The sequence below is a fragment of the Tessaracoccus sp. O5.2 genome (genome assembly GCF_964266725.1).
In the GTDB taxonomy this organism is placed as follows: Bacteria; Actinomycetota; Actinomycetes; order Propionibacteriales; family Propionibacteriaceae; genus Arachnia; species Arachnia lapidicapta.
Genome location: NZ_CAXWGV010000002.1, coordinates 24,221 through 49,346 on the forward strand (window position 1 = coordinate 24,221; position 25,126 = coordinate 49,346).

Sequence of the window (25,126 nt, forward strand, 5' to 3'; positions counted from 1 at the left end):
ATCGTCATTCCCCAGGGGAACCCGTGGGGAAACACGATCCCCCAACCAGGTACGAAGCCTGTCCGCGACGGCGATCGGCACCGCGTCCCCGAGTGTCACCCGTTGCCAAAGGCGAACCAGCCCCAGATACAGAGAATCGGCGAGAGGTTCTCACCTCTCGCCGATCTCCTGTATTTGCCCTAGTCAGAGGCACTTTTGTGCGCGAGAGAGGAGTTGAAGCTGCTCTTCTGTCAGCCGATAATGACCTCCTGACAAGGAGTTATGATGGGCATTCGCCATGTCGTCACCTTGTCGTGGGGAATACGTGGGGAATCGCTCCGAACCCGAGATCCGCGCGGATCTCGGGTCCATCGCTGCCCTTCAGCATAGGCGGGGCCCACCCCGGGATCACTGGCGAGCCAGCGGATCGGGACGCGTGCAGGTCCGGCTCCCTCCTGGGCGCCGTGAGGCCTGGCAAGTCCGACACCGACCGCTCGCAGCAACAAGAAGGCGCGGGCAACGTTCAGCTTGAGATCGTGCGGCAAGAGGCGCGTCGAGGACACAACGCGGTCGCATGGGCCAGGTGAGGAGAGCGCGTCCATCGCGATCGTCATGGTCAGCGGCCCACTGAGGGGACCAGTGCCGGCGAAGGCGCGGTCGGCGGCTCCGGGGTGATGGCATGGCCGATGGAGGCTGCCTCCCAGCGCGTGGGGTCGGTCTGAACTCGGATGTCACTTTCCAGAGCATCGAGCGCGCTATCGGTGATGGTCGGAGCCGGCTGGGTGGTCTGAAGAATGAGGTCTGCGGCGCCAATGACACGCTGGCCCGTGCTGCGGAGGATGTCGGCGAGGTCACGCTGCTCGGTAACCGCGTTGAGTGCCCAGCCGGCGACGTAGTTGAGGGTGTACTGACTGGAGTCGAGCCCGTGGGCGCTGGTCACCATGTACGCGACCGATTCGGCTTCCACTTCGAGGATGCCCCGGCAGTCGCGGCCCTGCTGGTCTGGGTGGAGGATCACGTGACCGGCTTCGTGGGCGAGGGTCTTGACGGCCTGGGCGTCGTCGACGTCATCGCGGACCATGACGAGCCGGCGGCCGAAGTCGGTGTAGCCGTTCGGCCCCCCGAGGTCCGCGCCGCGACGTACGTCGAATCCCCGTTCCTCGAGGAGGCCTTGGAGGCGATCCCACAGTCCGACGGGGGCCTGCCCGGTGAGAAAGGTCGCCTCACCGATCTTGGGGTCAGGCAGAGGAGGACCGTCCGTCTGCCGGATGTCGAACACCGTGACAGGCTTCGTCCCGACGACGTGTGTCCGGTGCACGACTCGGCCCTGGTCGTCGCGCACCGGTTGGCCGGCGTCGTCGAGGCGGGGTTCTCGGCGAGTGATCGGGGCGAGGACCTTGATGCCGGTCTCCCCCCGGCGCACCTGGCGTCCCATCGCCTTGAACGCCTGATAGCCGGCGACGTGAGTGGCGTTCGGGTCCTGAAGCATGATCAGTAGCGAGTTCCCGAACGAGTAGCGGTGAAACTGGCTTGAGAACTTCAGCCATGCCTGCCAGGCCTGCGGGTCGTTGAGTGCGAGGATTCCATCGCTCAGTTTGGTGTGGAGCTTGTCCAGCGTCGCTTGCCGAGCCTCCGCAGCCGTGGCCCTCTCTGCCTCGCTCACAGGCCTTCGGTACCCGGCCATCAGTCGCGGCCTTCGCGCAAACTGGCGATGTGGTCCAGTAGAGCCTCGACCGACTCATTCGGTGCACCTGAGTCGACAAGCTGCATGGCCCCTATAAGCCTCCCTCTTTCATGAGGCGGCTTGAGAGCTGCCAGCTGGGCTGTCGGCGCCCGATCTGAACACTGGGCCGGGTGAGGGCGTGACTGTTGGCCGGCTGACGCTGCCGGTGGGCGGTTCTCCAGGTTTCCTCGGCTTGGTGCGGACGGGGTGGGGTCAGTGCGGTGGTGGGATCGCGGCGATCCGGGCGAACGCGGCCACCAGGTGCTCGACCCAGGGCCAGGTCTTGGGTAGACGCAGTCGTCGCCGTCGGGCGCCGTGAACGAGTCTTGCCGGGACGTGCAGCAGCCGATACCTGAGTGCCTTTGGTTCGGCTTTGGCGAGGTCGCCGTCGAGGGCGAGCATCTTGAGCCAGGCCACCAGATCGGCGGCGATCATCGTCAGTGCAAGCCAGGTCTGGTTGATGGCGAACTCGCGAGACGGGAAACGTCCCAGCCCAGAATCCTTGGCGTGACGGATCCGGTCCTCGACCCGGGCATGCGCCCGATGCCGGGCCTCCAGGAACTGCAGAGTGCCGCTCGTGGTGTTGGTGGCAAACGCTTGATACCGCCACCCGTCGTGGGCTTCGAACAGCGACAGTTGAGCCCCGGGATGGGGGCGTTCGCGGCGCAGGATCACCCTCATCCCGGCCGGCCAACTGGTCAGGTCCAGCAGTCCGGTCAGTTCGGCGACGTCCCCGCCTTCTCGGACCTCACCTTCAGCGGTGAGCGCGGGGGACCACAAGCCTGCGGGAAGTTCGGTGATCGCGGCACGCACCTTCTCGCCGATCGTGAACCCCACGCTGTAGTGCAGCGTCCTGCCTCTGACTTGGCCTTGCGCATGGAGCCAGTCCAGCAACTGGTGAGAGGCGCCGGCACCGTCGCAGCGGATCAACAGGTTGCGTCGATACGGCATCGGGATCTGGGTGATCGCCTCGCCCAGGACCTGGATGTGGTCGGCGGCGGTGTTCGACCCGGCCCGGCCTGTCCGCAGCGCGGCGGCGAGGAACTCGCCCGTGTTGTCGCACCACACACCGATCGGGTGATACCCGAACGTCCTCTTAAACGTCGGCGACGCCAACTCCTTCTCCGAATGCGTCACCACGATCGTGGCATCGACATCCAACACCACCGTGCTGCCGAGATCGGTCCCGGCGACCTTCGAGGCCGGGACACCGCCAGCGGCTGTCAGTTGGGCCCAGACGTGGCGACGGACGCGGGCCCGGGCCGCCTGGATCTTCCTGCGCCTGGCGTCGGTGACCTCGTCCAACGCCCGCCACACCGTCGGAGCAGACGCGACCGGCCCCAAGATCTGCCTCTGGTGGCGCAGGACGTCGATGTCGGAGATCGCCTCGCCGCCGTCGGCGAGTAGCACCGCGACATCGGTCAGTACCTGGCCACGGTCATGCACCGAGGGGATGAACGAACGCCGGGCCATCGCCGTCGACAGGGCTCCGGTCAGGCCGGTGTTCTCGGCCAGCATCCTCAGCCCGATGCTGCCGGGGTGGGCGATCACCGCGCCACCATCGCCGGTCACGGACATACCGGTGGACCACGAAGTACGCTTCACCTACGGAGTGCCTTCCGCTTCAGGGGTTTTGAACAGTCGCATGTCCAAGTATCCCGTAGTCAGAAGGCACTCCGGCCTATCTACAGCACGCGTCGCTCACTCCGCCATGAACGATCGAGGCTAGGCTCACCTCATGGCCGACAAGAAGCGTCTGTGTCCCGGACGGCGCTGCCGACCCACCCCCGACCCCGTGGGCCTGAGCCCCAACGAGGCGCTGGGGCACTACGTCTCGCTGTGGAAGACGTCAGTGGAGGTTCAGCAGCACTTCAACGACATCGAGTGGCGCATCCGAGGGCTCGCCCTCACGGTCGCCACCTTCGCACTTGGGGCCGCAGGAGTTGCAGCCAAAGACGGTTCGACCCTCGGCCCGATCAGCCTCGGCAGCGCCGTCCTGGTGCTCGGATTGATCCTCTGGTACGCCTTCTACTTCGTAGATCGCCTGTGGTACCACCCCCTGCTGAAGGCAGCCGTCTCGGAAGGTGAGGAGTTCGAAAAGGCCATCGCGCAGTACCTCCCCGAGGCACACATGACCGCAGGCATCACCCAGCGGAGCCCGCAGAAAGTCGGGCGACTTATCGCCTTCCTGGCTGGCCGCACCGGCACCGAGCGGGTCGCCGGGGGCGCAGTGATGCACTCCGACCACAAGCTCCGGTGGTTCTATCGCGTCGGCGCGTTCACCTTCATCATCGGAGCCGTCGCACTGCAGGTTGGCGTCCTGCTGGCAGATCACACCGGAGTACTCGCCCCGACACCGAGCACAGTGTCCACCACGGTGGCTCCCACGACGACAGCAGCACCCTCCCCGCACGCAACCCCTTGATGCCGGAAAGCGTCTCGGCCCACGACCGGGCAGACGTTGCACGGGGGGTTGTCGAGCCGCTCTAGTAAAGGACCTCGCCCGTCGCCGGGTCGATCAGGTCCCCGCCCTCGAGGAGTGTGGGTTGCTGCCGCGGAGACCGTGCATCCTCGTCGCGGGCGAACGCGACCAAGTCTCACTCGAAGGCGCGCACCCGCTGCGCCGTCGCGTCCTCGCTGGTGTGGCGGGTGTAGTGGCTGCGGGCGGGCCAGGGCTGGTGCTCGTCGTCGCAGGACTGCTTGAGCCGCTGCCGCATCCGGTCGATGAACCCGGGCAGGACGTAGCGGTGCCAGTTCTCTAGGACGTCCGACGTCGGCGCGTGGCCGGCTCGCCGGCGCTGGTCGGCCACCACGGCCAGCTCGTGGACGAGGTGCGGATGCAGCGGCCAGCAGTGAGGGATGCACCCGCCTCCCGAGCCTTCCCACACGTACTCCGTGTTGATCCACTCCGCGACCTGGTCGAGCCACAGCCAGACCTCCCAGCGCAGGCCGCGGTCAAGGCAGGTGGTCGGGTCCCACGGGCGCGGCAGGTTGGCGGGGTTGCCCAGCTTCTTCTTGCGCTCCTCGCTGCCGTTCTGGGCCTCCCATAGATCGTGGTACGCCTTCTGGACCCGACTGCCCGGAGCCGGGAAGCCCAACACCAGCGGCCCGGCCGGACTTGTCGGGTCACCAGCCATGGCGTTGCGCCTCCACCAGGGCGGCGGCGGTCCGCGCCTCCACGTCGCGCACTCCGGTGTCTCCCGCGGCGAGTTGCTCGCGAAGCGCTCGCTGCTGGGCGAGGAGTCGTTGTCCGTCGCGTCCCTCGATGCACCGGTGCAGCCGGGCGATGATCGGTCGGGCGTTCTCCGCGATCACCAGCGCCTGCTTGTTGGGCAGCTGCCGGAGCTCTTCGGGACGCAGAATCGGGATCTCCTCGGAGTGAATCGTCCGTCCCCTGCCCGCTCCCATCTGCCACGAGGATCGAGGGACACGGACGCGGCCGACCAGGTCAGAGACCTCCTGGTTGAACGACACGTCCTTCGAGCCGCCGAACCACACCAACACGTTGGTGAGACCCACGAGGGCTCGCGCTTCCTGCTCGCCGAAGATCGCCGCCAACTGCCGGAATGTCTGGGCCGCATAGATGAACGACAACCCGAGCGCACGCTCGTTCGCCATCCGCGTCCGCAGCGTCGGAAGCGGCGCGGTCGACGGCAACTCGTCCAGGCAGGCCAGCATGGGTGGGCACAGGCGCCCGTGCCGGCTGGCATTGGCCTGCTGGAGCGCTGTGTCCAGGACATGCTCGGCCACCGCGGTCATCAACGGGGAGGCCGATGCGTACGGATCCTCACGACCGAGCAAGTAGACGGTCCCACGCTCACGGATGATGTCGGCGACGTTCGTGGCCGGACGCCGCACTGACGGCACACAGCGGCGCCGAATGTCGTCCTGGAAGAAGAGCGACATGGCTTGCTGGACTGTGGTGATCGTGTTGGCGCTCGTGCGTTCGTCTCCGCGCAGCGCGCCTTGCAGGAGACCCGCCCACAAGGGATCGGAATGGGGGTGTCGGGGCAGGATCTCCTCCGGCTGGGAGGTCGACAACGGCTTGGCGACCCACGCCAGAAGGTCATCCAGGGTCTTGCCGGTGAGCGCTGCAGCGTGGAAGAACGCCATCAGCACCTTCGCGGCCTCGGCGGCGTAGAACCGAGCCGCGGCGTCACCCGACCCGTGGCTCGTCCCGTGGATGGTCCCCGCCGTGAACGCCTTCGCTCGGCGTTCGGACACCATGCGGTCGACACACCCGGCGATCGGGTCCCACACCAGCTCGGGCAGGCCAGGGACGAGACCGAAGGGATCCAACACCACGCAGGGCCGGCCGCCCTTGGAGCGCGCTGGCAGCGACAGGAGCAGGTCATCGGGTTTGGTGAGCGTGACCAGGGCGGCGCCGGGGGCGTGGATGAGCGCCGGCGTTAGCAGGTCCAGCGTCTTGCCGGACCCCTGCGGGCCGATGACGCCGGCCGTCCGGTCCCAAGGGCACCACAACGCCCCCGACCTCGGCTGGTGGCCGACGCCAATGCGCCACCCGACCTGGGCGGGATCGAAGCGCTTGGCCCGGTTCGTTCGGGGCACGACGGCTGGGGCGGCGGTCATCTGTTGGCCTTCCTGGCTGAGGGGTACAGGTCAGGTCGGACCACGTGCCGCACCTTGAACAGCCGGTACTCGCCGAGGAGTTCGTGGGCTTCGGTGATCGTCGCCATGCCGCGCATCCGCCCCGGCCCCCACTGGCGCCACGCCCACACGCAGACGACGGTGGACGCCGTGATCGTAAGCAGACCGACGACGGTCATCCACCCCCAAAGGGAGGCGGTGCTGGCCGCGTGCTGGACGCCGGACATTCCGGCGGCCGCGTCACCGGCCAACAAGCCCGGGAGACTCGTGACGAGATCGCCCGCGGCGGGCCATCGCCACCCAGCGCCGGCGAACCAGTTCGCGAACGACCGGCCCGCCTGGCAGACTGCGACCCCAAGCACGACGATCGCGCAGACGACGGCCAAGGGAATCTCCCACGTCCATGGGTACTGGTCTTGCACGCGCTCCCGCTGCATGTCGCTCCTTATGCTCACCCTCCCTAACGGGATGAGGGATGCCTTCGGGGACAATGGGGTTGCACGACTACCACAGTGAAGGACCTAGATAAGGGGTTCCCGGTGGGACGCTGCTTGCCAAAGGGCAGCGAAGCGGAGCCCTCCGTTAGCATGGCGTTGGCGCCTGTGTCCGACTCCGCGTGGGCTCCAACCTTGCTCCAGGAACGACCCTCCTGCGAGATGCGCATGAAGGCCCAGCGACTCTCGTAGACTCGTTGCGGAAGGGCCGACAAACGAGTACCCTAAGAGTGCACGGAGCGTTGAGCTCCGGTGAAGTGAACCCGGCAGCCATCCGGAGGTTGGTGAGCCGGGTTTCGCGCGTTCAGATCCTGAATGCCCCCCTCAGCAGGGGCCGCGCCCTGTTGCGCCAGTCACCCCCTTGTACGTAGCTCCAAGCGACAGCGTCGGCCACCCACAACAGCGGCTCCTCGTTTCGGCGCCTCCAATGGTATCGAAACTCGTCTGACAGGCCCATCCGTCGGCGCGCCTCCAGAAGGAACTGCTCTTCGTGCTTACGGATGGACTCGTCCAGTTCGATGGTGAGGCTGGCGACACTGGCCTCGTCGCACCTTTCGAGCAGGTGCTCCAAGCAAGTGAAGCGGCGCTCGAGCTCGCTCAACCCCGGATTGGCGCACTGCACCACATACGCCGAGACAGGCAGTGCGCCCAGGCCAGCCAAGATGCGCTTCCTAGTACCAGGGCTTTCCTTGGTCATGTGGATGGAACTTGAGCCCTTGTGGCGAAGGCGCGAGACGCCGCTACGCGCCGCTGTCAGGTCGTTAGGCACAGCGATGGCCGCCACGAGGGTGTAGTCGCGAGACTTTGACTCATCGACGAACACGTGGCTGCCCCTCGGCCAAGGTGGATCCGAAGCCATTGAGCGACTACTCCTGTTCCATCTGCTTTCGGTTGCGGTTGGCGATCACCGTCTGCCCCGGCTGGTTCAAGTCGATGATCAACACCTCGCCCTCCATCACTGGAACCCACCTTCGCGCTATTGAGGTGTCCAGATCGATGAACTTCGTGAAGAGCGTGCCCGCCACAAGCACGGGGCCGCGGCCGGATCGTCCTCCAACCGTGCCTTGGTGCCTGGTTGGATAGGCGTTCGGATCTTCGATTGGAACACTCTTCAGCCCTATCACGCGACGCTCAGGGTCCCACATGAACTGAACGGCCTTCGGGTTGCCGAGCATGACTTGTGCCGCTTCGTTCAGGGAGAACAGGCCCTTCTTCTGGATCGTGACGCTGGGCACGCTGGGAAGCGGAGCGCTTCCCTTCTGGAAGACTTCGAACGCCATGGTTGCCTCCTCTTGGGGCATGGACACTGGTTGCGATCACTCTACACCCCTCTCGCGCCATTGAAAGCTTTGAAAGCTTGGGCGATTTGGGTCGTGGCCCTCGTCGCCTCGTGATGCGTCTCACTGGGCACTCATCAGTGTCTGTGCAGATCTGGCCAGCGCTGACCTAACCGCTGAGCAGGCGTGTCGACTTAGCCTTGGAGCATTCAAGGTTGCTGGGGATCTCAACGCGCCGAGGCGTGCGCTCTGATGCGCGTTCGGGCGAGGTGGGAGCGTCCATCCCGCCGCGGGAGCCACTCCGGCCACCTTGGCTGGTCCTGGAGCGGTTTCCACAGCGGCTGCCGCAGCTCAGAGATGCCAGAGGCGATCTCGCGCAAACGGGCGCGAGTGGTGGCGACGAGGCTGGCCGCTGCCATTGGACAGTGCACCGGTCGGTTCCGGTGCCGCCATGCAGCAAAGCTTGGACTTCTGTGACTCGCGGAGCTCAACGCTCCGTGCGCGGCCATGAGGTGAGCTTCCTTGGGGCAAGCGGCGCCCAGACATCCTTGTGCTGATGTCCGCCGGGTAATCCGCAGTTGTCGTACGCGTGACCTTGAGCCCATGCGCCACGATCCATCACTGGGCGCCAGAGAGACGGACCACGCGCCAGGTGAGGCGGCTGTAATACCCAGTGGTGAGGCTGTCGATGGAGACGCCGCTGCCGTCGGAGTTCACCATGCGGGCGTCACCCAGATACATACCAACGTGGAACACGCGGCCTCCGGGTGTGTAGGAGAAGCCGATCACGTCTCCCGGCCTCATCTGCGCGAAGTCCCTCGGGATGACCTGACCGCCCGAGTTGTAGGTGATGTCGTGAGCCAAGTGCGGCAATCGGACGCCGATCTGGGCGTAGGCGTACAAGACGAGTCCCGAGCAGTCGAACCCGGTGACGACACGCCCGTCCTGGCCGCCGGGTGAGCAGCAGATGCCGGTTGAAGGTCCGCTGGGGGTGCCGCCGCCCCAGCTGTAGCGGGTGCCGATCCAGCGGAGGGCGGCGTGGACGGCGTCCGTCGCCGGGCCGGTCCCGGTCAGCGGGGTGCCGGAGGTGGCTGTGTCGTCGGTGACGCACGGGTTCTCAGCGACGTCGCCACCTCTGTAGGCGGCCGCGTAGTAGAGGACGTCGTTGACGTACCAAAGCGCATGGTTGTAGGCGAACAGGGCCTTCCGGACGCCGTCGGGACCCGACAGCGCACCCGAGGCGACCAGGTAGTTGGCCGCGGAGTGGACGCTGTCCGCGTTGTCGGTGATGATCGCCCGTCCGTCGCCGTTGCCGTCGACACCGTAGAAGGCGAAAGTGGCCGGCATGAACTGCATGAGGCCGCGAGCGCCGGCACTGGACGTCGCGTTGTTGCGGCCGTGGTTCGTCTCCTCCATGCCGACACCCGCGAGCAAGGTCCAGGGCAGCCCGTACCGGTTTGCGGCTGCCTCGTAGAGCGCCTGGACGGCGGCCGGGATCTCGGACGGAGGGTTGTGAAGGCTCCCTTGACGAGGGCTGCCGGGCTGCGGCAGACCGATCGCGGACGCAGGCGGGGTGCAGGCGTTCGCTGCGACCGCCGGGGTGGCGAGCGTGGCGAAGAACAACACCAACGCGAGCGGGACGGTGAGCAGGGCGCCGAGTGAGAGTGCGAGTGCGAGTGCCCAGGCAAGAACCTTCATCGTGAGCTCGTTTCGGTCATCCTTGGTGAACTTCGACGCCTACCGTGCACCGTCGATGGCCTGGTTGGTGTACGTGAACGCGGCGGCCGCGGGATGCAGGACGGTCTGCACCTTGTAGATCTGCTTGCCGACGCACCACAGGGCGCGACCCTTGCGCTGGGTGGCCCAGTCGGCCATCAGGTGCTCCGCGATGGGGCCGAGCTCGAGCAGGTCGGCGAGTTCGCGGGCGACGCTGGGGTCCTGCCCGTGGAGGATCTTGAGGTCGGCCAGGTTCAGCAGTTCCTTGGCGATCGCGGTCGCGGCCGAGGTCGACTCGCCGACGGTGAGCATGTCGCCGGGTTTGTGGCCGACGACGAACTGGATCTCGCCGTCGCGGCGCGAGAACCGCATGTCGGCGTCCAGGCTCTTGACGGCTTCGAGGCCGCTCACGGGCCTGCTTCGCGATCCGCGTTTCAGGGACCACGAACGTGACGAACGCCTCAGTGCGCACCGCGGCGCGCGTCAAGGCGGTGGCGAGCTCGTCGTTCATCCGCCGGGCCAGCTCGGGGCCGTCGGGACGCCGATGCGCGGCGATCCACTGCTGCCGCTCTGCCCCGTCGTCGGGGACAGTGCGAACCAGGAACACGACATCGCTGATCAGGGACGCCCGCGCGGCGACGTCGAGGAGTTCGGTGAGGCCGCGGCCGTACTGGTCGCGGCGGTCGCCCTCAGCCATGCCGACGCCGGGGTGCCTGATTGCGGCGGTCATCGCCCACGTGCGCAGGCCGTGGTCCTGGATGATCGCGTACCGGGTCTGCGCCGGACCCTTCGGGCCGCCGTCGTGGACCTCGATGCCGGTCATCACCCCGGGCAGGTCCGCGTGCTCAAGGGCTTCGGCCCTTCCGGTGGCGGCCTTGCTGCGCCACGACGTCCAGCCGAACGCCCTGCCGACGGTGAAGCTGAGGCTGGCGAGGAGCCACCCGGTGGCCGAGCGTCCGCGAACGGGGACGACGACCAGCACCGTCACCACGGTGGCGATCGCGGCGAGCTGGGCTGCGAGCAGCCAGCGTTGCTGGTTGGCGGCCACGAACACGGGGATGACTGCGAGGGTCAGGCCGGCAGCCGGGGGCCGGTCAAGCCGAAGAAGAAGCCGACCCGGTCCGGGCCGTAGTCGTCGTACACCGCTGCCATGACGTGGCCAGTCGCTCAGAAGGTCAGCGCGACGCCGGGCGGCGTCGCGAACGGGAGCGGGACATGCAGGGCGTCCCGACCGTCGTCGACGCTGTCCCAGATCTGGGATTGCTCGATGTCCGTCCCCACTCGGGGGGCCTCCGCCTGCGCAGCAGCCCCGGCGCGGGCGACGCGCAGGCGGTCCTCAACTGCGCCCCACACCTCGTCCAGAAGCACGGGCTGCGACAAGAGCAAGTCAAGGTCATCGGAGTTGGGGTATGGGTCGGTCCAGTCATCCATGCGAGGCCTTCCTGTCAGGTCCGGTGACCACGAGGCCACTCGCCGGCATAACGGCGGCTGGCGCCGTCTCGTGGACAACCTCAGTGCCCGGTCGGGGTGTGGGCAATGCGTCCGCCAGTCACGAGCGTCACGTTCAGTGGTCGGAGTGGCCGACGAAGTCATCTGAGCGGTGCACGATCCGGGGTCTCTACGATCCTCGAGATACGTCCCTTGCCTGGTTGTCATGCGGCCACGCGCTACCTCACGAGCGAACAACCTGACATGACACGGTCCCACTGGACGCCCCAGACACCGCCCTTAGGGGGTTCGGCGGGAGCATCTCGGCGGTCAGTACATCTAGGCCGCCGTGTGTGAGCTCAGTGCGCTCCTCATGCGAAGTCGGCGCGCCGACGGTGCACACCAGGGGCTTTGCGGGAACATGACAAGCGAGGGGGAACGAAATGATTGATACGGACAGTGCTGCGGAGGTGCTTATGGCAGCCGGACTCCCCTCCAGGCCGCCGCACGTCCTCGTGACAAGGTGGCTAGCACTTCTTGCCGATGAGGATCACCTGTACTTGGACGTCGCCTTCGAGAGCGGCGCAGGGGTCCCTGGCACCCGCTACGTCTTCGTCGCTGTCACCGAGGCGGCGGTTTGCTACCTGCACGCGGAGCACGACGACGATGTCTGGGATCAGCCGCGTGTCAGCTTCAACCGAAAGTCGGAGTCAATGACTCCAAGGACGCTCGTCGCATGGCGTCGCCCGTTGACTCTCGTGACAGAGGTCGGCATGGGGGGCGACACATGGCACTGGGTCGACATCGCGAGTACAGGCGATCCGCCAGTCTACGCGCTCAAGTTCGGCCAAGACGCCATAGAGATCCCGCTGCGGAGCCCACGCCGGTCGCGTCGAGCGCCGGATCCGGCTCCAGTCATAGCCCTTCTGACTGCGGCGTGGCGGTCGGCATCAGCACGACGTTGACAACTGGCCGCTACTCAACCCGCGACACCTGGTCGATTGCGTAGAAGCGGCACTCCCCCGTCTCCGGGAAGTAGATGACCGCACAGTAGATCGCTGGGTTCGACCCGAGATTCTTACCCCACTGGATCACGTCACCGATGTCGTCCCGATCCCGCACTCTTACATGCTTGGGCGTCAAGTCGTCCACAACTGCTCCCGTCCATCGATAGACCCACGTCAAAGTCATTGCCCGCAATAGGGTGGCGGTTTCAACAGTCCACCATCCTAGACAGCCGGGCTCGGTCAGGAGGCCTCATGAAGGTGTTCATCAGCAGCGTACGACGCGGCCTCGAGGCAGAGCGGGATGCACTCCCCGGTTTGGTCATGGCGCTGGGGCACGAACCCAGAAGGTTCGAGGACTTCGGGGCGAAGGCGATGCCAAGCCGCGAGGCATGCCTGCGCGGCGTTGACGACAGCGACGCCTACTTGCTCGTGCTGGGTCCCCACTACGGGCACGTCTTTCCGGAGACAGGGCAGTCCGCGACACACGACGAGTGGGTGGCGGCCGTCGCCAAGGGCCTTCCGCGGCTCGTCTTTCGGAAGAAGAACGTCGAGTTTGAACCGGAGCAGGAGCAGTTCGCGAGGGTTGTCGGTGATTACGGTCATGGCGCTTTCTATGCTGAGTTCACCGACGTAGCGGATCTGCAGACCAAGGTTGTGCAGGCGCTTCGCAGCCTTGAGTCGCAGCCGCCAGCGCTCACGTACTCCCCACTGCGCGCACCGGTCGAGGTCCGCTGGCACCCGGAGGGAAGTCAAGGCACGAGCAGCACATCAGCGCCTTGGCTCGAGTTGCATGTCGTACCGCTGAACGCCGAAACCCGGTCCATGCGACAGCTGCGGGAATTGCCCGATCTCCTCGTCTCGTCGCTGCGAAGCGCAGGGACGCTGTCAATTACGGCAGGCGCCAAACCCTTCATCGACAACGACGCTGCTGTCGTGGAACTGCCCCAGCCGGACAACCGCCGGTGGGGCGAGCCACGCGATGGTGCGCTCACCACAGCACGCGTTGACGCCGCTGGACAAGTGTCATTGCTTTGGTCACTGCCTGCCGACGGACTCGGCTCCATACTCGACCAGGCGGCACTCAGGTCGACTGTGGCCGGGGGGCTCCGGCTGATCGGGTCCCTTCGTATGGTGCCCGGCGGTGACGTCGCGATCGGGATTGCCCTCGGGGGGACTACTTCCATGGTGGCCGAGGGCAGGGTGACTGGTGTCGCCCGGACTTCCGCATCGATGTCAGGGTTCGGGTCGCAGCCGGTTCGCGTTGAGCCGGACGAGGCGGTATCGACTGCGGCATTGGACCGCGGCGCCGACGAGGTCGCCAATTCGCTCGCACACGCACTGCTTGACGCATTTCGCCGGCGATCGTAGATCGCTTGGAGGCCAGGGGCGGCCATCACCACGCCCAAGTGGAATTGAGGGCGGCACTGCAGACAGTTGGCAAGGGCATTCCAACCAAGGTGAAGGAGTTCCCTCAGAACCACGGGGATCTGAACTCGTGAGTGACATTAGGGGCCGGTCGACGCTCAAGAGAGAGCGACATTTCAGGCCGCTCAAGCTTCACCGACACTCGGATTGCTATAGCGCCGCCACCTCGGCGGCCTCCACCGCTTCGGGGCCGCTGATGGCGTCCTTCGCGGCCGCTCCGCCGCCAGACCCGGCGCCTGCAAGCTTGCCAGCGTGCGGTGACGCGCCCGCCCCGGAGGGGGCCGAGCCGGCCGCGGCGACGTCCGGGGGTGGGCCTCCCCAGTCTCCGCCGTCGAGGCCATTGGTGAAGTTGTCCACGGTGGGATCGTCCGGGTTGAAGGGATCGCCCGGCGCATTGTCGCCGCCGCCGTTGCTCGGCTGGCCGGAGGCGTCCCGGACCCCGCGGCGCGAGTAGTCCGGCGGGAAGTTGTTGTGACCGACGCCCATCTGGTTGGTCTGATCGGCGCCCATGGCGGCGGCGGTCCCACCCACGGCGGTCATGACGCCGATGCCGGTGGAGAACGCCTGACCGACGGGGCCCATGCCGGCAGCGAATCGGCCGATCGTGGTCGCCGCGGCTCCATCCTCGCCCGCGGTGCGTCCGGCCTCGTCGGTCGTAGTGGCGGCGCTGCTGCCGGTCTGGCGTCCGGCGAGGACGCCGCCGATGCCACCGGCGGCTGCCAGCCCCGCGCGCAAGGCGGACCCGGACGTGCTGCCCGGATCGGTGAACGCGAACAGCTTGTAGAGCGCCAACGGGGAGAAGGACGACACGCAGATGAGCACGACGCCGACGAACGCCGTCCCGATCGACTTGAGGACATCGTCCTCACCGCCGACCGCAACCTCGGTGGTGATCCTCACGCCGATGCCGAGCGCGAGCACCATCAGGGGCGGGGTGAGGGCGGCGGCGTGGAACCAGCGGAACGACTTCCAGAACCAGCCGCGTCCGAAGTCGGTGACCAGCCCGGCCGCCGCGATGGGGGTGACCGCGGCCAGCACGAGCAGGGAGGCGGCTCGGGCCACCATCACCAGGGTGTGTCCGATCGCGGCGAGCCACAGCAGCATCCCCATGATGCCGAGGATGACGGCGACGGTGCCGTTGGTGATGTCGCTGGCGGTGAACGGTTCCCAGGGTTCCCACTCGCTCCAGCGGGTGACGTTGAGCAGTGACTGCATGAGGGCTTTGGTCAGGCCGCTGCAGGCGGCGACCAGGGTGACGCCGTAGCCCACCCACGCGAACCACACGAAGCCGAACTGGGCTGCGCCGACGAGGAGCCGGCCGATGCTGTGCCCGTCCCGCTTGCCGAGGGCGACGCCGACCTGGACGAGCATGAGGATCCCGACCAGCGCGAGGGCGATCCAGAAGGTGGTCGCGTACAGCTCGCCGACGGGTCCGTCTTCGCCGAGGCTCGGGGTGAGGATCGCGTCCTCAAGTTCGAGGACGGCACGGAGCACCCACAGGCCAGCGTTCCACAGCGCGAGCATGGCCGCGGTCAAGCTGTCGGTCACCACGTTGGCGATGGCCGAGCCGAGCAGGCCGAACGGATCGATGGGCATGGGTGCTCCTTCAGTTGGAGGCGACCGGCTGCCAGCCGGCCTCGACGGAGGCGTCCGAACCGGGCCAGGTCGAGGGGGCCGGGACGGGTGGGGCGCCTGGGCCGATCAGCCATCGGCCGCCGGTCCACTGCATGCGTTCGCAGGTGTCGTAGCCCATGCGGGCCTCCGCTTTCAGTGCGGCGCGCACGTCGAGCAGCACGCAGGCGACCACCCAGTCAGGGCCGTCGGTCCCCTTGATCTGGATAGCCGCGGGGGTGACGCTGACCAGGGTGCCGGGGTCCAACTGGTTCGACGACTGTCGGGCGTGGGTCAGGAAGGACTGCACGTTGCGGGTCTGGGACCAGTCGGCGGCGCCGACTCCGCCGGGCATCGCCCAGTCGCGGTAGACCTCGGTGGCCAACGGGAGCGACATCGCGGACAGCACGCGCACCTCGATGGCCGCCAGTTGGCCGGCCGCACCCTCGGGGGTGTGCGGGAAGCCGGACGGCACACCGCTCGCGCCGACTGTCGTGGCATCGGGCAGCCTGATCGCGGGAGTCAGGGAGATCGCCACCCCCGGCGTGAGGCCGGCGTCCTGGGCCACCTCGGCCATCGGCGTTGCGGCGATGAGGTCTCGCCGCTGGGCAGGGTCGACGTCTGAATGAGCGCTGCTTTGGACGCCGTCGCGCGCGGTTCCCGCCGAGAAGCCGGAGACCAAGGTGTAGCCCAACCCGTACAGCAGGACGCCGCCCACCAGCAGCAGCCCCGCGAGGACGCCCAGCATCTGAGTGCGCGAGAGAGGGACGACCTCGGCTGAGCTCGTCGGGCGGGGCGGGCGACGCCGGAACAGCCACAGCACGGACCACAGGACCATGCCGGAGATCTGGTCGGTGTAGGCGGCGACGCCCGTGGGCGCCACCGGGCAGATCTTCAGCGGGACGAGCAGAGGGTTCATGTCGGTTCCTTTCGGAGGAGGGCGAGTACGTTCTGGGCCGCCTCGAGCAGCGGGGCGGGCAGCGGGTCGGGAGTCAGGCCGGTGACCTGCAGGCGAGAGTCGAGTGGAAAGTCCGCCAGGTGCACGAGCGCGGGTATCCCGGCCGCAACGACCTTGACCGGACGCGGCCACCGCTTGAATGTGGGTCCCCGGACCACCCCGAACGCGTCGCGGCCCAAGAGCTCGGCGCAGGACTCCAGGCGGCGGACCCCGGGCACCGTGGCATCCGTGACGAGGATGACGTCGTCCAGTGTGCGCAGTACTGACCCGAGCCACCCCGTGCCCGTTCCTGACCCAGAAGTCCAGTTGGTGTCCACGAACGTCCACTCGACCGATGACTCGGTCGGAACCGGCACGATCGCCTCGTCCGCGATAGGGCGCTCCAACAGGACGTCGCCACGACTGCCGCGGCGCCACGGGCCATAAGTTCCCAGTTCGGCATTGGCCGCGGCCGAGAAGCCGGACGCCAACGGCGGGCAGCATTCCACCACCCGCGCCGGCACTGCGGCTGCGGTGGCCAGCGCCAGCGCCACCGTGGACGCCCCCACTCCGCCGGCGCAGCCCACGACGGCGACCACCCGCTCACTTGGCGCCGGCGTCCAGACGGTCGCGGCGCTTCGGGCTGTGGGCGCGGATCGGGGCCGGTGGGCGAACTCGCCCCCCTCGATCGCGCGCCACGCCTCACGAAGCTCTGCCACGCTGTGCGCGGTCACGACGGATCACCGCCCCGAGGCCGCCGATCCAGCAGTCCGGACAAGAGCATGTCCGGGGGCACCTTGGCCAGCTCGCGTCTGGCCTTCTGCACGTCGCGGAGTCTGCGCAGGCAGCCGTCCAGGTCGTCCAGGGTCTCCGGCTCCATGGCCGCGATCTTCAACAGGGCGGCCACGTCGGCCGGGGTGCTGGTCATCTCGGCATCACCTCCGCCATCCCTAACGGGCCGCGCCCGTCATCGGTGGACAGTCAGCCAACGGCGTTCAGGTAATCGCCGGCGGCTTCGCTGAGGGCCGCCACGCAGCGAGCGGTGCGACGCCGCACGGTCCGGGCGCACACGCCCCACTCCTGGGCCACGACGGCGCTCAGTTGGCGGCTCGATAGGCCGGCCACTCCGCCCTCGCGGGCGCGGCCATCGGCCTGGAGGGTCTTCGCGGTCTCGATGAGACTGACCAGCAGCTCGCGGTCCTCGTCGGTGATGACGTCCTCGGCGCACGCCCAGGCGAGCAGTTCGGCCAGCTCGGCCGCCGGATCGCCTTCGTCGACGAGCCGGTCGTCGGCCGGGTCGACGGGGCCCAGCGAGACGGTCGAGAGCCGGCGCGGCTGGTGGTGCGTCGCGGCGCCGCAGTCGAGCAGGACGCCCTCACGCAGCTGACCGGCGACCTTCGCCGCCACCCAGTGCGGACGCCGCCACGGCAGCCCCCGGACCTCCACCCACAGCTGGGCGGCCAGGACCTCGTCGACCCGGTCGTCGGCCAGACCCAACCGTCGGCGCACGCGCAAGGCGGTCGGCAGCAGGAGCCACGCGAGCACCAGTGCGGCGTCCCGGTCGTCGGCGCCGTCGAACGCCGCCAGCCGGGCCAGGCCTAGCAGGACGCCGTTGGCCACTGCGGGATCGGCCGCTCGCCTCCAGGCGTCCAGCCCGGCGGGGTCGTGGACGACCCCCAGCCGGGGCTCGAAGGCGACCCATCCCGCCCAGTGTTCCTTGACGACGGACTCCATCCGCTCGTCCTGCAAACCCAACATCTCGGTGATGTTCATGGCCGTGGTCCTTCCGCGTGGGTATGCGGGAAGATCACCAATCGGACGTTGTTCCTTTCGTAGTCCACAGGGCTTCGCGGCATCGAACCGCGACCCACGACGCGGCCAACACCGGCCAAAGCGCCCAGTCGGCCCCGTGTTGCCCCGCGTAGCCCCTGACACATCTGACAGAGGCTGGCGATGCGCCAGCACTCGCGAAGTCCGCCTCTTGACATCACGGAAGCGACGCGGACCGCGCCGGCCACGCGCGGACGATTCGCGATAATCAGCGGGTGAAGAACGTGATCGGGCCCGGCGGCGTGCGGTATCCGGTCACGCCAGACGTCGAGCGGTTCCTGCGCTCGATGGACCGTGATGCGCTGCAGTCGCTGGTGCTCGAGATGGCGGGGTACAGCCCCGAGGCCATGCGCTCGCTACAGTTGCGCGCCACACCCGAGGACGAACCGACCGCCTCCGAACTCCTGGCGGCCGTCGACGCTGCGCTGGCCGGAGTCGACCTCGACTACCACGACCCCTTCTACGAAGACGTCGACGACGGCGTCCAAGCGGTCGAGGAGGTCGTCGACGAACTGGAGCGGCACCTCGACGACGGCGCCCACCCCGTGGTGCGCCGAGTACTCCAGCACCTGCTCACCCGGCTCGGCGACCTGGCACGGGACGCCGACAACGCCGACGCCCTGCTCGAGGTGGCCGAACGGGCGTCGACGTTGTTCGGACGGGCGGTCGCAGGGCACCCGGACCCGGTCAGCCTCGCCCGCTGGTTGGTCGGCTTCCGGGTCGAGTCCGGCGGCTGGCCGTCGCTCGCGCTGGACGCCGTGGCCCATGCGTTCGACGAGCCCGCCTGGGACGCCTACCGCGCGAGCGTCGCGACCTTGGGCGGCGGTGGACCGGCAGCCGACCCCTACCGCAGCGAGACCGACCGCATGCTGCTGGAACTGGCCGACCACGACGGCGACATCGAACGGGCCGTCGCGCTGCTGTCCGGAGGTGACCACCCGTATTACCCGGAGATCCTCCGCCGGCTGCGCGACGCCGGACGGACGACTGACGTCCTCGCCTGGCTGGACCGAGCCGTCACCCAAGGCTGCGTGGACGTCGCCTGGCGGGCGGGACCCACCATCGTGCCCGTCCAGGACGCCGTCGACGCCTACCTGGAGGGTGGGCGTCCGGACGCCGCCCTCGCGATCGCGCGGACGCTGTTCGACCGCGACCTCAGCGTGGACGCCTTCGGATTGCTGAGCTCCGTGGCCGAACGGTCCGGGCGCCAGGAGGAACTACGCACGTGGGCGTTCGAGCAGGCCACCCAGCGGGCACGTCGCAGCGGCGGCGCCCACCTCGTCAGGCTCCACCTCGCCGACGGGAACGTCACACACGCGTGGGAGGCGGCGGACGCCTTCGGCTCTGGCCACGCGTGGCGCGAACTCGTGGACGCCTCGGAAGACGACTTCCCACTCCGGGCGGGCCGCCTGTGCCTGGCTCAGGTACTGGAGTCCCTCACCACACCCGACTCCAAGCGGTACCCGGCCATCGTCGATCTCCTCGTCAAGGCACGCGCCCTCCACGACACGGCAGGCCACCGAGCCGAGGCGGACGCCGAGATCATCCGCTTACGCGAGGCCTACCGCCGCCGCCCCGCCCTCATGTCGGCTATGAACCAGGCCGGACTCCCCTCCTGACCCACGCTGAAGTCGTTGAAGCGCAGGGTTCAGCCGAGACTGCCCCGGGCCCCACTTGCGGCTTCTGGCGGTGCTCGCCGCCCTGGATGTAGCGCTGCGCGGACGCCTCTCGCCGCTCGCTCCGCTTGGCAAGCCTTCCAGATCGGCCATTGAGTACTGTCCGTACGTACATGGTGTACACTGCACGAGTACCCAGCGTCCATGAGAGGCACGAGATGACCCTGTCCTACGCGTTCTGGAACAACTGGATATTGCGCTCAGGTAGGGCCGGTGTTCCGCTGTGTGGTGAGCCAGTGTTCCGGGGGGCGCTGAGCCACTGCGACGGGCCTGGGTGGACCGTGGGGCGTTGGGGGCCGACGGCTGGTCGGCCCCCAACGTTTGGTCACTCGAGCTGGGTGAAGTGTTTGCGCATGGAGTCGTCGCAATTGTGGACGGTGGCGTGCGCGTTGGTGGTGATCCGGTCGACGATGGCGTCGGCGAGGATCTTCTCTTCCATCCGGTCGTGCCATTGACCGGGCGGCAGCTGGGTGCAGTAGATCGTTGAGGCCCTCTTGTGGCGTCGGTCGATCAGGGTGTGGAGTTGCTGGACCTGGGGCCGGCTCGGCGGTGTGAGGAACCAGTCGTCGATGATCAGCAGCTCGACCTTGACCAGTGTGTCGAGGCAGCGTTTCTTGTCGCCGGTGCGCTCCGCGATGGTGATCCGGTCGAACAGTTCATCGGCGGACAGGTAGAGCACTCTGCGGTACTGCTGGCAGGCCTTGTTCCCCAGGGCGCAGGCGACGTAGGTTTTCCCGGCTCCGGTGGGTCCTTGCAGGATGACGTCTTGGCGTTTGACCAGGTAGGAGCCGATCGCCAGCCGGCTGATCAACTCGGCGTCGACGCTGCGTCCGGGCATGGCTTTGAGGTCGGCGATGTCGGCTCCGGGTTGCGCGAGGCCGGCCTGCCGACGGAGTCGGTGCAGCTTGCTGTCGCGGCGCCGTTCGTATTCCCAGTCGACGGCCTGCTTGACCAGCTCTGGGCCGTTCAACGAGGCCGCGGTGGTGGTGTCGGCGAGGTTCTCGAAGTACTCGGCCATCCCTGAGAGCCGCATGGTCTTGAGCCGGGTGAGGGTTTCGATGTCGATCATGCCCGGCTCCCGTAGTAGTCAGCGCCGCGGACGAACCCGGCATCACCCAGCGATGGCGGCGGCGGGGTCGGGGCGGGTGTCCAGCCGGCCCACAGCTTCTTGATCAGCGTGTAGGACGGCGCCGGGGTGGCCGCCAACGCGCGGCCGCAGGTGTCCTCGAGCCTCGCCATGCCTCCGGCTCTCTTGGCCAGAGACATCACTCCCAGGCATGACCGGTAGGACTGCTCGACGATCTTGCGTGAGCCGAGGATCGCCAGGATCGCGGCCTGCGTGTTCGGTCCGACTGTCGAGGCCCACTGTTCGAAGCGTTCCGGTGACCAGTCCACCAGCCGGCTCGCGTGGGAGGCCGGCATATGCGCGGGCAGGGTCGAGTAGCGGCCCCTGACCCCCTTGAACCGCGGATGGGACGCGACACGTTCGACACCGTCGAACACCTCCACGATGCTGGAGGTGACCCGGACATCCAGCGATTCACCGATCAGCCTCGCGGGGACCGAGTAGAAGTTCCGGTCGACCTGGACGTGATAGTTCGGCCCCACCTTCGCCTTGCGGAGATCGGCCAGCTCGAACCCGATCGCAGGCAGCGGCACCAGCAGCGGCTTCTCGTCGCGTTCGAACACCACCAGCCGGGAGTCCTCCCGCTTCTGGAACGGGCGGGCGTTGATCGCGGCGACCTCGTCGAAGATAGCCTCGTTCAGCTCCGCCAACCCGACGAACTGACGATCACGCAGTACCGCGGCGACCTGCCCGGCGACGAACCGGACACTGCCTTCGACCACCGGCTTGTCGCGGGGACGCTTCACGCGGGCCGGGACGATCGCGGTGCCGTAATGCTCCGCCAACTGCGCATAAGCCGGGTTCAACGCCGGCTCATACCGATCCGCCCGCGACACACCCGTGCGGAGGTTGTCAGGCACCAGCAGCCGACCCACCCCGCCGAACTGCTCGAACGCATGCACGTGGCCCTCGATCCACGACGACAGCGTCATATCGGTGAACGCCTCCACATACGTGTAGGCGCTAAACGACAACGCCGCCACGAACACCCACGCCTGCGTCGGGATCCCGCTCAGCGGGTCAGCGAACCACATCGGGTCCCCGGCCCAGTCGACCTCGACCGACTCCCCGGGGCTGCGCTGGATCCGCATCGACGCCCCCGTCGACTTCATCCAGCGGCGGTACTGTTCGTTGAAGAACGAATACTGGTACGGCACCTCGCCCGTCGAACGGCACCTCGCCACATACTCGTTCCACAACACCAGCAATGTCACCGACGGCCGACCCAACTCCCGGTGCACATACTCGAAATCTGGTGCAGCCCGCCCAGAGTCCGGCCTCACCGGCTCCGGCAGCAACAGGGCGCGGACCTCGTCAGCCCCGAGGTCCGCAACCTGCCCGAACCCGACACCAGCCGAGTCCGCCGCAGCGAACACCCCCGCCACCGTGTTACGTGAACACCCCAACGCGTCAGCGATCCCGCGCTGGCTCACCCCCTCAGCACGAAGCTGAAGAATCCTCTTGTAGTCGACCATCGAAGGCGACCCCTCTCGTCACGACCGTGCCCCAACGGCACGGACCCGACGAACCTCCCACACGCGAAACCGCGGCCGACCGCGGCGTCACCATGGCCCAGCCGTCAACGGAACACTGGCTCACCCCACAGCGGAACACCGGCTCTCACCCAGCGCAATATGCAGCAACAAGGGCGGTACTGGTAAGACCAGTCTCTGCTTCCAGTCCCTGACCTTCTACGCCCACCAGAATCCGGACAAGCGCGTGCTGGCTATCGACGTCTGCCCGCAGGCAAACCTGTCCGAGCTCCTGTTCGGTGGACTTACGGGCAAGGGCAGCGAAACTCTTCTCGCCAGGCAGAACGAACCCACCCGCCGGACGCTCGGTGGCTACTTCGAAGCCCGCCTTCCTAACCCCTACACCGCTCCGGCGATCGATCCGGATGCCTACATCTCACATCCCTCGGACTACAACGCTGCTGTCCCGGAGAACATCGACTTGATCGCGGGCGACCCGATCCTTGAGCTCCAGGCAAACGCGGTCTCGACCTTGGCAAACACCCAAATCCCCAACACGCCGACCTGGGTTCGGGTCATCGACTGGATCAAGGATCTCGTTGCGACGCTTGAGGGCCGCTACGACACTATCTTCATCGACGCCAACCCGTCGTTCTCGATGTACACGCAAATTGCACTCGCCACGGCGGACCGCCTGATTCTACCCGTGATGGCGGACGACTCCTCGCGGAGGGCGATCCAGAACGCGTTCTCTCTGGTGTACGGGCTGAAGCTGCCTTCGGAGATCTACACGCAGTATGCCTTCGCCACGAAGCTCGCTGCCCAAGGCCGGACCCTTCCGCAGGTGCACGTCATTGCGAAGAACCGTCTGACTCAGTACGTCGTCGCGGCGTCGGCCTACAGCGCGGTCCTTCGGTCGATCGACTTGGACGTGAATGCTCTCATGGCTCAGAATCCCGAGATGTTCACGGCCAACCGAACTCGCGACGTCATGGTGGAGATCAGGGACTTTCAGACCGCTGGCGTGGTCTCCTTTGCCCGCGGATGTCCCTTCTACAAGCAACAGCCGGGCCGGCTGGACGTCATGGGGCGAAGGGTTCAGGTAAAGGCCGAGTACTTGCAGAACTGCGTCGACTCGATCAACGGTCTAGTAGCGCAGCTGTAGCCGCACCGTTGCCTCCAAGATCCTCAGCGTGCCCTGGTCGCCCCAGTCCAACGTGCTGAGAGCCGACGGACAGTGGGCGACGCCGACGACGTTCCCCACGCCCGGGATGTCGTGGGGAATACGTGGGGAACCGTGGGGAATGGGAGGCCTCCGAAGGCCATCCGTGTCCATGGGAGTCCACAACTGAGAAGGACCGAAGTCCTTGTCAGAGGGGATTTGATGTAGCCAGGGGACCATACATCGTTGTGCGCGAGAGAGGAGTTGAACCTCCACGCCCTTGCGGGCACCGGCACCTGAAGCCGGCGCGTCTGCCATTCCGCCACTCGCGCAACGGGCCTTGCGACCCGACGCCAAAGATTAGCACGGCCTCCGCCACGTACCGCAAATCGCACCTGCGGCCCGTCGGCGACCGGCCACGGATCTCCCGAACTCCACCTGCCAGCACCGGGCGGTGTCTAGTGTGGATAGACCATCAGTTCTACCTGAAGGAGGACGACCATGCCGGAATCGCCACTATGGGTATGGGTGATCATCATCGTCGTGGTGCTCGCGGTGATCATCGCCGCGATCGTTGCGGCGACACGGGGACGCGAGGGCGCGAGGATCGAGCGGGCCGACGACCTGCGCCAACGCGCCCACGAGAACGACCGACTGCTGGCGGCCCGCCAGGAGCGCGCCGAGGACCTGACGACCCGGGCGGAGGCCGTGCGCCAGGACGCCCTGACCGAGACCGAGCGCGCGGAGGAGCTCCGACAGGCCGCAGCGGAGGCGGAGGAGCGGGCGGCTCTCGCCGCCGAGGAGGCGGAACTTCGCGACGACGAGGCCAGGCACAGCCGGCACGCCCTGGATGAGCTGGAGCGCGAGCGCGAGGAGAAGCTCCGCAAAGCTGACGAGATCGACCCGCGTGTGCGCGACTCCGGCCAACACGACGCAGATCACGAACGCCACGCCCCCCAGGACCATGACCGGCGCGACGACGTCCACCTCGACGACGAGGCGGACCACACCGCTCACCACGACCACGGCACGCCTGACGCCGCGCGCCCAGATCACGACGTGCCCCAGACCGACGACCATCGTGAGCGCCACGGGCACCGGGGCGTCGGCGACATCGCCGCCGACGACGTGCCGCGCGACGAGCACGGCCGTCGCCTCGACCCCTACGGCAACCCTGTCCCCGAAGACCGCTGACCGAGAAGGAGTACCGATATGACCAGCTCGAACGACGACTTCATCGCCGCTCCCTCCAACGAGTTCGCCGACCCCGCGACCCGCCCGGACCCCAGCGCCGCGGCCGTCGCGCCGGATCCCTACGCCCCGGCCGTCTCCAGCCCCGACTCCCCCGAGTCGCCGGACTCCCCCGACTCGCCGGCAAGCCCCGCCAGCCCGCCCGAGCCCGAGCCCCTGGGGTCGGACGCGATGGCCGGGATGGACATCGAGCACGAGCCCGACGCCGACGGTTACTGGCGTGACGAGTTCGGCAACCGGGTGGACCACGAGGGCCGGCGCGTGGACGAGGACGGGAACCCGGTGGGCGCCGACGGCGAGCGCATCGACCCGACCGACGGCCCCATCGGCATCGTGCCACCGATCCCGCCGAACACCCGCTGACCGCCACAGCCGGCGCCGGTCACGGGAAGCGCCCGACCCTC

At 67.6% G+C, this 25,126-nt stretch carries 25 protein-coding genes, 1 tRNA gene and 1 pseudogene; 7 read left to right on the top strand and 20 right to left on the bottom strand.

Features of this window, described 5'->3' with window-relative positions; translation table 11 throughout:
* Window positions 1-595 precede the first annotated feature (595 nt).
* Both ACFQPD_RS01490 and ACFQPD_RS01495 read right to left on the bottom strand, forming a co-directional pair.
* Complete coding sequence (locus tag ACFQPD_RS01490; protein WP_385897680.1) at window positions 596-1,642, bottom strand: ArdC-like ssDNA-binding domain-containing protein; 1,047 nt, start codon at window positions 1,640-1,642, stop codon at window positions 596-598.
* A gap of 273 nt (window positions 1,643-1,915) precedes the next feature.
* On the bottom strand, window positions 1,916-3,280 hold the full coding sequence (locus ACFQPD_RS01495) for an IS1380 family transposase (RefSeq protein WP_385897859.1): 1,365 nt from the start codon (window positions 3,278-3,280) through the stop codon (window positions 1,916-1,918).
* Window positions 3,281-3,440: 160 nt separating this feature from the next.
* Here ACFQPD_RS01495 and ACFQPD_RS01500 point away from each other — a divergent pair, with 160 nt between their 5' ends.
* Window positions 3,441-4,127 carry a hypothetical protein gene (locus ACFQPD_RS01500; RefSeq protein ID WP_385897681.1) on the top strand — a complete coding sequence of 229 codons (687 nt, stop codon included), beginning with the start codon at window positions 3,441-3,443 and terminating at the stop codon, window positions 4,125-4,127.
* A 172-nt stretch (window positions 4,128-4,299) separates the two neighbouring features.
* Here ACFQPD_RS01500 and ACFQPD_RS01505 read toward each other — a convergent pair whose 3' ends face one another.
* The 9 genes and pseudogenes from ACFQPD_RS01505 to ACFQPD_RS01545 all read right to left on the bottom strand — a co-directional run bounded on the left by ACFQPD_RS01505 (window position 4,300) and on the right by ACFQPD_RS01545 (window position 11,228).
* The gene (locus ACFQPD_RS01505) at window positions 4,300-4,839 is read right to left on the bottom strand and encodes a hypothetical protein (RefSeq protein WP_385897683.1); all 540 of its coding nucleotides are present in this window, start codon (window positions 4,837-4,839) and stop codon (window positions 4,300-4,302) included.
* Window positions 4,829-6,292, bottom strand: coding sequence for a type IV secretory system conjugative DNA transfer family protein (locus ACFQPD_RS01510; protein WP_385897685.1), 1,464 nt, complete (start codon window positions 6,290-6,292; stop codon window positions 4,829-4,831). Before ACFQPD_RS01510 ends, ACFQPD_RS01505 begins: the two co-directional genes overlap by 11 nt.
* The gene (locus tag ACFQPD_RS01515; protein WP_385897687.1) at window positions 6,289-6,747 is read right to left on the bottom strand and encodes a hypothetical protein; all 459 of its coding nucleotides are present in this window, start codon (window positions 6,745-6,747) and stop codon (window positions 6,289-6,291) included. Before ACFQPD_RS01515 ends, ACFQPD_RS01510 begins: the two co-directional genes overlap by 4 nt.
* 361 nt (window positions 6,748-7,108) lie before the next feature.
* Entirely contained in the window at window positions 7,109-7,627 is a 519-nt protein-coding gene (locus tag ACFQPD_RS01520; RefSeq protein WP_385897688.1) for a hypothetical protein, read from the bottom strand.
* 43 nt (window positions 7,628-7,670) lie between these two features.
* A complete protein-coding gene (locus ACFQPD_RS01525; RefSeq protein ID WP_385897690.1) occupies window positions 7,671-8,084 on the bottom strand; it encodes a hypothetical protein in 414 nt (137 codons plus the stop codon).
* A gap of 615 nt (window positions 8,085-8,699) precedes the next feature.
* Window positions 8,700-9,779, bottom strand: a complete 1,080-nt coding sequence (locus ACFQPD_RS01530) for an NlpC/P60 family protein (RefSeq protein WP_385897692.1) — start codon at window positions 9,777-9,779, stop codon at window positions 8,700-8,702.
* A 39-nt stretch (window positions 9,780-9,818) separates the two neighbouring features.
* Complete coding sequence (locus ACFQPD_RS01535; RefSeq protein WP_385897872.1) at window positions 9,819-10,208, bottom strand: hypothetical protein; 390 nt, start codon at window positions 10,206-10,208, stop codon at window positions 9,819-9,821.
* Window positions 10,209-10,257: 49 nt separating this feature from the next.
* Window positions 10,258-10,851 (bottom strand): annotated as a pseudogene (locus ACFQPD_RS01540) (SCO6880 family protein); the annotation flags it as partial.
* A gap of 113 nt (window positions 10,852-10,964) precedes the next feature.
* A complete protein-coding gene (locus ACFQPD_RS01545) occupies window positions 10,965-11,228 on the bottom strand; it encodes a hypothetical protein (protein ID WP_385897695.1) in 264 nt (87 codons plus the stop codon).
* A 440-nt stretch (window positions 11,229-11,668) separates the two neighbouring features.
* Between ACFQPD_RS01545 and ACFQPD_RS01550 the strand changes: the two genes are divergently transcribed.
* Window positions 11,669-12,190 carry a hypothetical protein gene (locus ACFQPD_RS01550; protein ID WP_385897696.1) on the top strand — a complete coding sequence of 174 codons (522 nt, stop codon included), beginning with the start codon at window positions 11,669-11,671 and terminating at the stop codon, window positions 12,188-12,190.
* A 10-nt stretch (window positions 12,191-12,200) separates the two neighbouring features.
* Here the strand turns inward: ACFQPD_RS01550 and ACFQPD_RS01555 are convergent, their stop codons facing one another.
* On the bottom strand, window positions 12,201-12,347 hold the full coding sequence (locus ACFQPD_RS01555; protein ID WP_385897698.1) for a hypothetical protein: 147 nt from the start codon (window positions 12,345-12,347) through the stop codon (window positions 12,201-12,203).
* Between the two features lie 137 nt (window positions 12,348-12,484).
* On the opposite strand from ACFQPD_RS01555, the gene ACFQPD_RS01560 reads away from it, so the two are divergent.
* Entirely contained in the window at window positions 12,485-13,600 is a 1,116-nt protein-coding gene (locus ACFQPD_RS01560) for a DUF4062 domain-containing protein (RefSeq protein ID WP_385897700.1), read from the top strand.
* A 207-nt stretch (window positions 13,601-13,807) separates the two neighbouring features.
* Here ACFQPD_RS01560 and ACFQPD_RS01565 read toward each other — a convergent pair whose 3' ends face one another.
* The 5 genes from ACFQPD_RS01565 to ACFQPD_RS01585 are packed head-to-tail and all read right to left on the bottom strand — an operon-like array spanning window position 13,808 to window position 17,978.
* The gene (locus ACFQPD_RS01565) at window positions 13,808-15,253 is read right to left on the bottom strand and encodes a hypothetical protein (RefSeq protein WP_385897701.1); all 1,446 of its coding nucleotides are present in this window, start codon (window positions 15,251-15,253) and stop codon (window positions 13,808-13,810) included.
* A gap of 10 nt (window positions 15,254-15,263) precedes the next feature.
* Window positions 15,264-16,187, bottom strand: a complete 924-nt coding sequence (locus tag ACFQPD_RS01570; protein WP_385897704.1) for a hypothetical protein — start codon at window positions 16,185-16,187, stop codon at window positions 15,264-15,266.
* Window positions 16,184-16,924 (bottom strand): hypothetical protein, encoded by a 741-nt coding sequence (locus tag ACFQPD_RS01575; RefSeq protein ID WP_385897707.1) that lies wholly within the window; start codon window positions 16,922-16,924, stop codon window positions 16,184-16,186. The genes ACFQPD_RS01570 and ACFQPD_RS01575 overlap by 4 nt, the downstream gene beginning before the upstream one ends.
* An 11-nt stretch (window positions 16,925-16,935) precedes the next feature.
* The gene (locus tag ACFQPD_RS01580) at window positions 16,936-17,133 is read right to left on the bottom strand and encodes a hypothetical protein (RefSeq protein WP_385897709.1); all 198 of its coding nucleotides are present in this window, start codon (window positions 17,131-17,133) and stop codon (window positions 16,936-16,938) included.
* Between the two features lie 53 nt (window positions 17,134-17,186).
* Window positions 17,187-17,978, bottom strand: coding sequence for a hypothetical protein (locus ACFQPD_RS01585; protein ID WP_385897711.1), 792 nt, complete (start codon window positions 17,976-17,978; stop codon window positions 17,187-17,189).
* A 272-nt stretch (window positions 17,979-18,250) separates the two neighbouring features.
* Here ACFQPD_RS01585 and ACFQPD_RS01590 point away from each other — a divergent pair, with 272 nt between their 5' ends.
* Window positions 18,251-19,654, top strand: a complete 1,404-nt coding sequence (locus tag ACFQPD_RS01590; RefSeq protein ID WP_385897713.1) for a tetratricopeptide repeat protein — start codon at window positions 18,251-18,253, stop codon at window positions 19,652-19,654.
* Between the two features lie 382 nt (window positions 19,655-20,036).
* Here ACFQPD_RS01590 and ACFQPD_RS01595 read toward each other — a convergent pair whose 3' ends face one another.
* Both ACFQPD_RS01595 and istA read right to left on the bottom strand, forming a co-directional pair.
* Entirely contained in the window at window positions 20,037-20,780 is a 744-nt protein-coding gene (locus tag ACFQPD_RS01595) for an ATP-binding protein (RefSeq protein ID WP_385897715.1), read from the bottom strand.
* A complete protein-coding gene (gene istA, locus ACFQPD_RS01600) occupies window positions 20,777-22,312 on the bottom strand; it encodes an IS21 family transposase (protein ID WP_385897718.1) in 1,536 nt (511 codons plus the stop codon). Before istA ends, ACFQPD_RS01595 begins: the two co-directional genes overlap by 4 nt.
* A 157-nt stretch (window positions 22,313-22,469) precedes the next feature.
* Here istA and ACFQPD_RS01605 point away from each other — a divergent pair, with 157 nt between their 5' ends.
* Window positions 22,470-23,474: a ParA family protein gene (locus tag ACFQPD_RS01605; RefSeq protein ID WP_385897861.1), complete on the top strand. Its 1,005-nt coding sequence runs from the start codon at window positions 22,470-22,472 to the stop codon at window positions 23,472-23,474.
* Between the two features lie 246 nt (window positions 23,475-23,720).
* On the opposite strand, the gene ACFQPD_RS01610 is transcribed toward ACFQPD_RS01605, so the two are convergent.
* Window positions 23,721-23,803, bottom strand: a tRNA-Leu gene (locus ACFQPD_RS01610).
* Between the two features lie 169 nt (window positions 23,804-23,972).
* Between ACFQPD_RS01610 and ACFQPD_RS01615 the strand changes: the two genes are divergently transcribed.
* Window positions 23,973-24,665: a hypothetical protein gene (locus ACFQPD_RS01615; protein ID WP_385897720.1), complete on the top strand. Its 693-nt coding sequence runs from the start codon at window positions 23,973-23,975 to the stop codon at window positions 24,663-24,665.
* Window positions 24,666-24,683: 18 nt separating this feature from the next.
* Complete coding sequence (locus tag ACFQPD_RS01620; protein ID WP_385897722.1) at window positions 24,684-25,085, top strand: hypothetical protein; 402 nt, start codon at window positions 24,684-24,686, stop codon at window positions 25,083-25,085.
* Window positions 25,086-25,126: the final 41 nt, after the last annotated feature.

Bases quoted from the DNA above. Each gene is read 5' to 3' on its own strand.
- ACFQPD_RS01620 (WP_385897722.1), top strand. From the start codon at position 24,684: ATGACCAGCTCGAACGACGACTTCATCGCCGCTCCCTCCAACGAGTTC.
- ACFQPD_RS01580 (WP_385897709.1), bottom strand. From the start codon at position 17,133: ATGACCAGCACCCCGGCCGACGTGGCCGCCCTGTTGAAGATCGCGGCC.
- ACFQPD_RS01505 (WP_385897683.1), bottom strand. From the start codon at position 4,839: ATGGCTGGTGACCCGACAAGTCCGGCCGGGCCGCTGGTGTTGGGCTTC.
- ACFQPD_RS01565 (WP_385897701.1), bottom strand. From the start codon at position 15,253: ATGCCCATCGATCCGTTCGGCCTGCTCGGCTCGGCCATCGCCAACGTG.
- ACFQPD_RS01515 (WP_385897687.1), bottom strand. From the start codon at position 6,747: ATGCAGCGGGAGCGCGTGCAAGACCAGTACCCATGGACGTGGGAGATT.
- ACFQPD_RS01570 (WP_385897704.1), bottom strand. From the start codon at position 16,187: ATGAACCCTCTGCTCGTCCCGCTGAAGATCTGCCCGGTGGCGCCCACG.
- ACFQPD_RS01495 (WP_385897859.1), bottom strand. From the start codon at position 3,280: ATGTCCGTGACCGGCGATGGTGGCGCGGTGATCGCCCACCCCGGCAGC.
- ACFQPD_RS01545 (WP_385897695.1), bottom strand. From the start codon at position 11,228: ATGGATGACTGGACCGACCCATACCCCAACTCCGATGACCTTGACTTG.
- ACFQPD_RS01510 (WP_385897685.1), bottom strand. From the start codon at position 6,292: ATGACCGCCGCCCCAGCCGTCGTGCCCCGAACGAACCGGGCCAAGCGC.
- ACFQPD_RS01530 (WP_385897692.1), bottom strand. From the start codon at position 9,779: ATGAAGGTTCTTGCCTGGGCACTCGCACTCGCACTCTCACTCGGCGCC.
- ACFQPD_RS01550 (WP_385897696.1), top strand. From the start codon at position 11,669: ATGATTGATACGGACAGTGCTGCGGAGGTGCTTATGGCAGCCGGACTC.
- ACFQPD_RS01585 (WP_385897711.1), bottom strand. From the start codon at position 17,978: ATGAACATCACCGAGATGTTGGGTTTGCAGGACGAGCGGATGGAGTCC.
- istA (WP_385897718.1), bottom strand. From the start codon at position 22,312: ATGGTCGACTACAAGAGGATTCTTCAGCTTCGTGCTGAGGGGGTGAGC.
- ACFQPD_RS01615 (WP_385897720.1), top strand. From the start codon at position 23,973: ATGCCGGAATCGCCACTATGGGTATGGGTGATCATCATCGTCGTGGTG.
- ACFQPD_RS01595 (WP_385897715.1), bottom strand. From the start codon at position 20,780: ATGATCGACATCGAAACCCTCACCCGGCTCAAGACCATGCGGCTCTCA.
- ACFQPD_RS01500 (WP_385897681.1), top strand. From the start codon at position 3,441: ATGGCCGACAAGAAGCGTCTGTGTCCCGGACGGCGCTGCCGACCCACC.
- ACFQPD_RS01560 (WP_385897700.1), top strand. From the start codon at position 12,485: ATGAAGGTGTTCATCAGCAGCGTACGACGCGGCCTCGAGGCAGAGCGG.
- ACFQPD_RS01525 (WP_385897690.1), bottom strand. From the start codon at position 8,084: ATGGCGTTCGAAGTCTTCCAGAAGGGAAGCGCTCCGCTTCCCAGCGTG.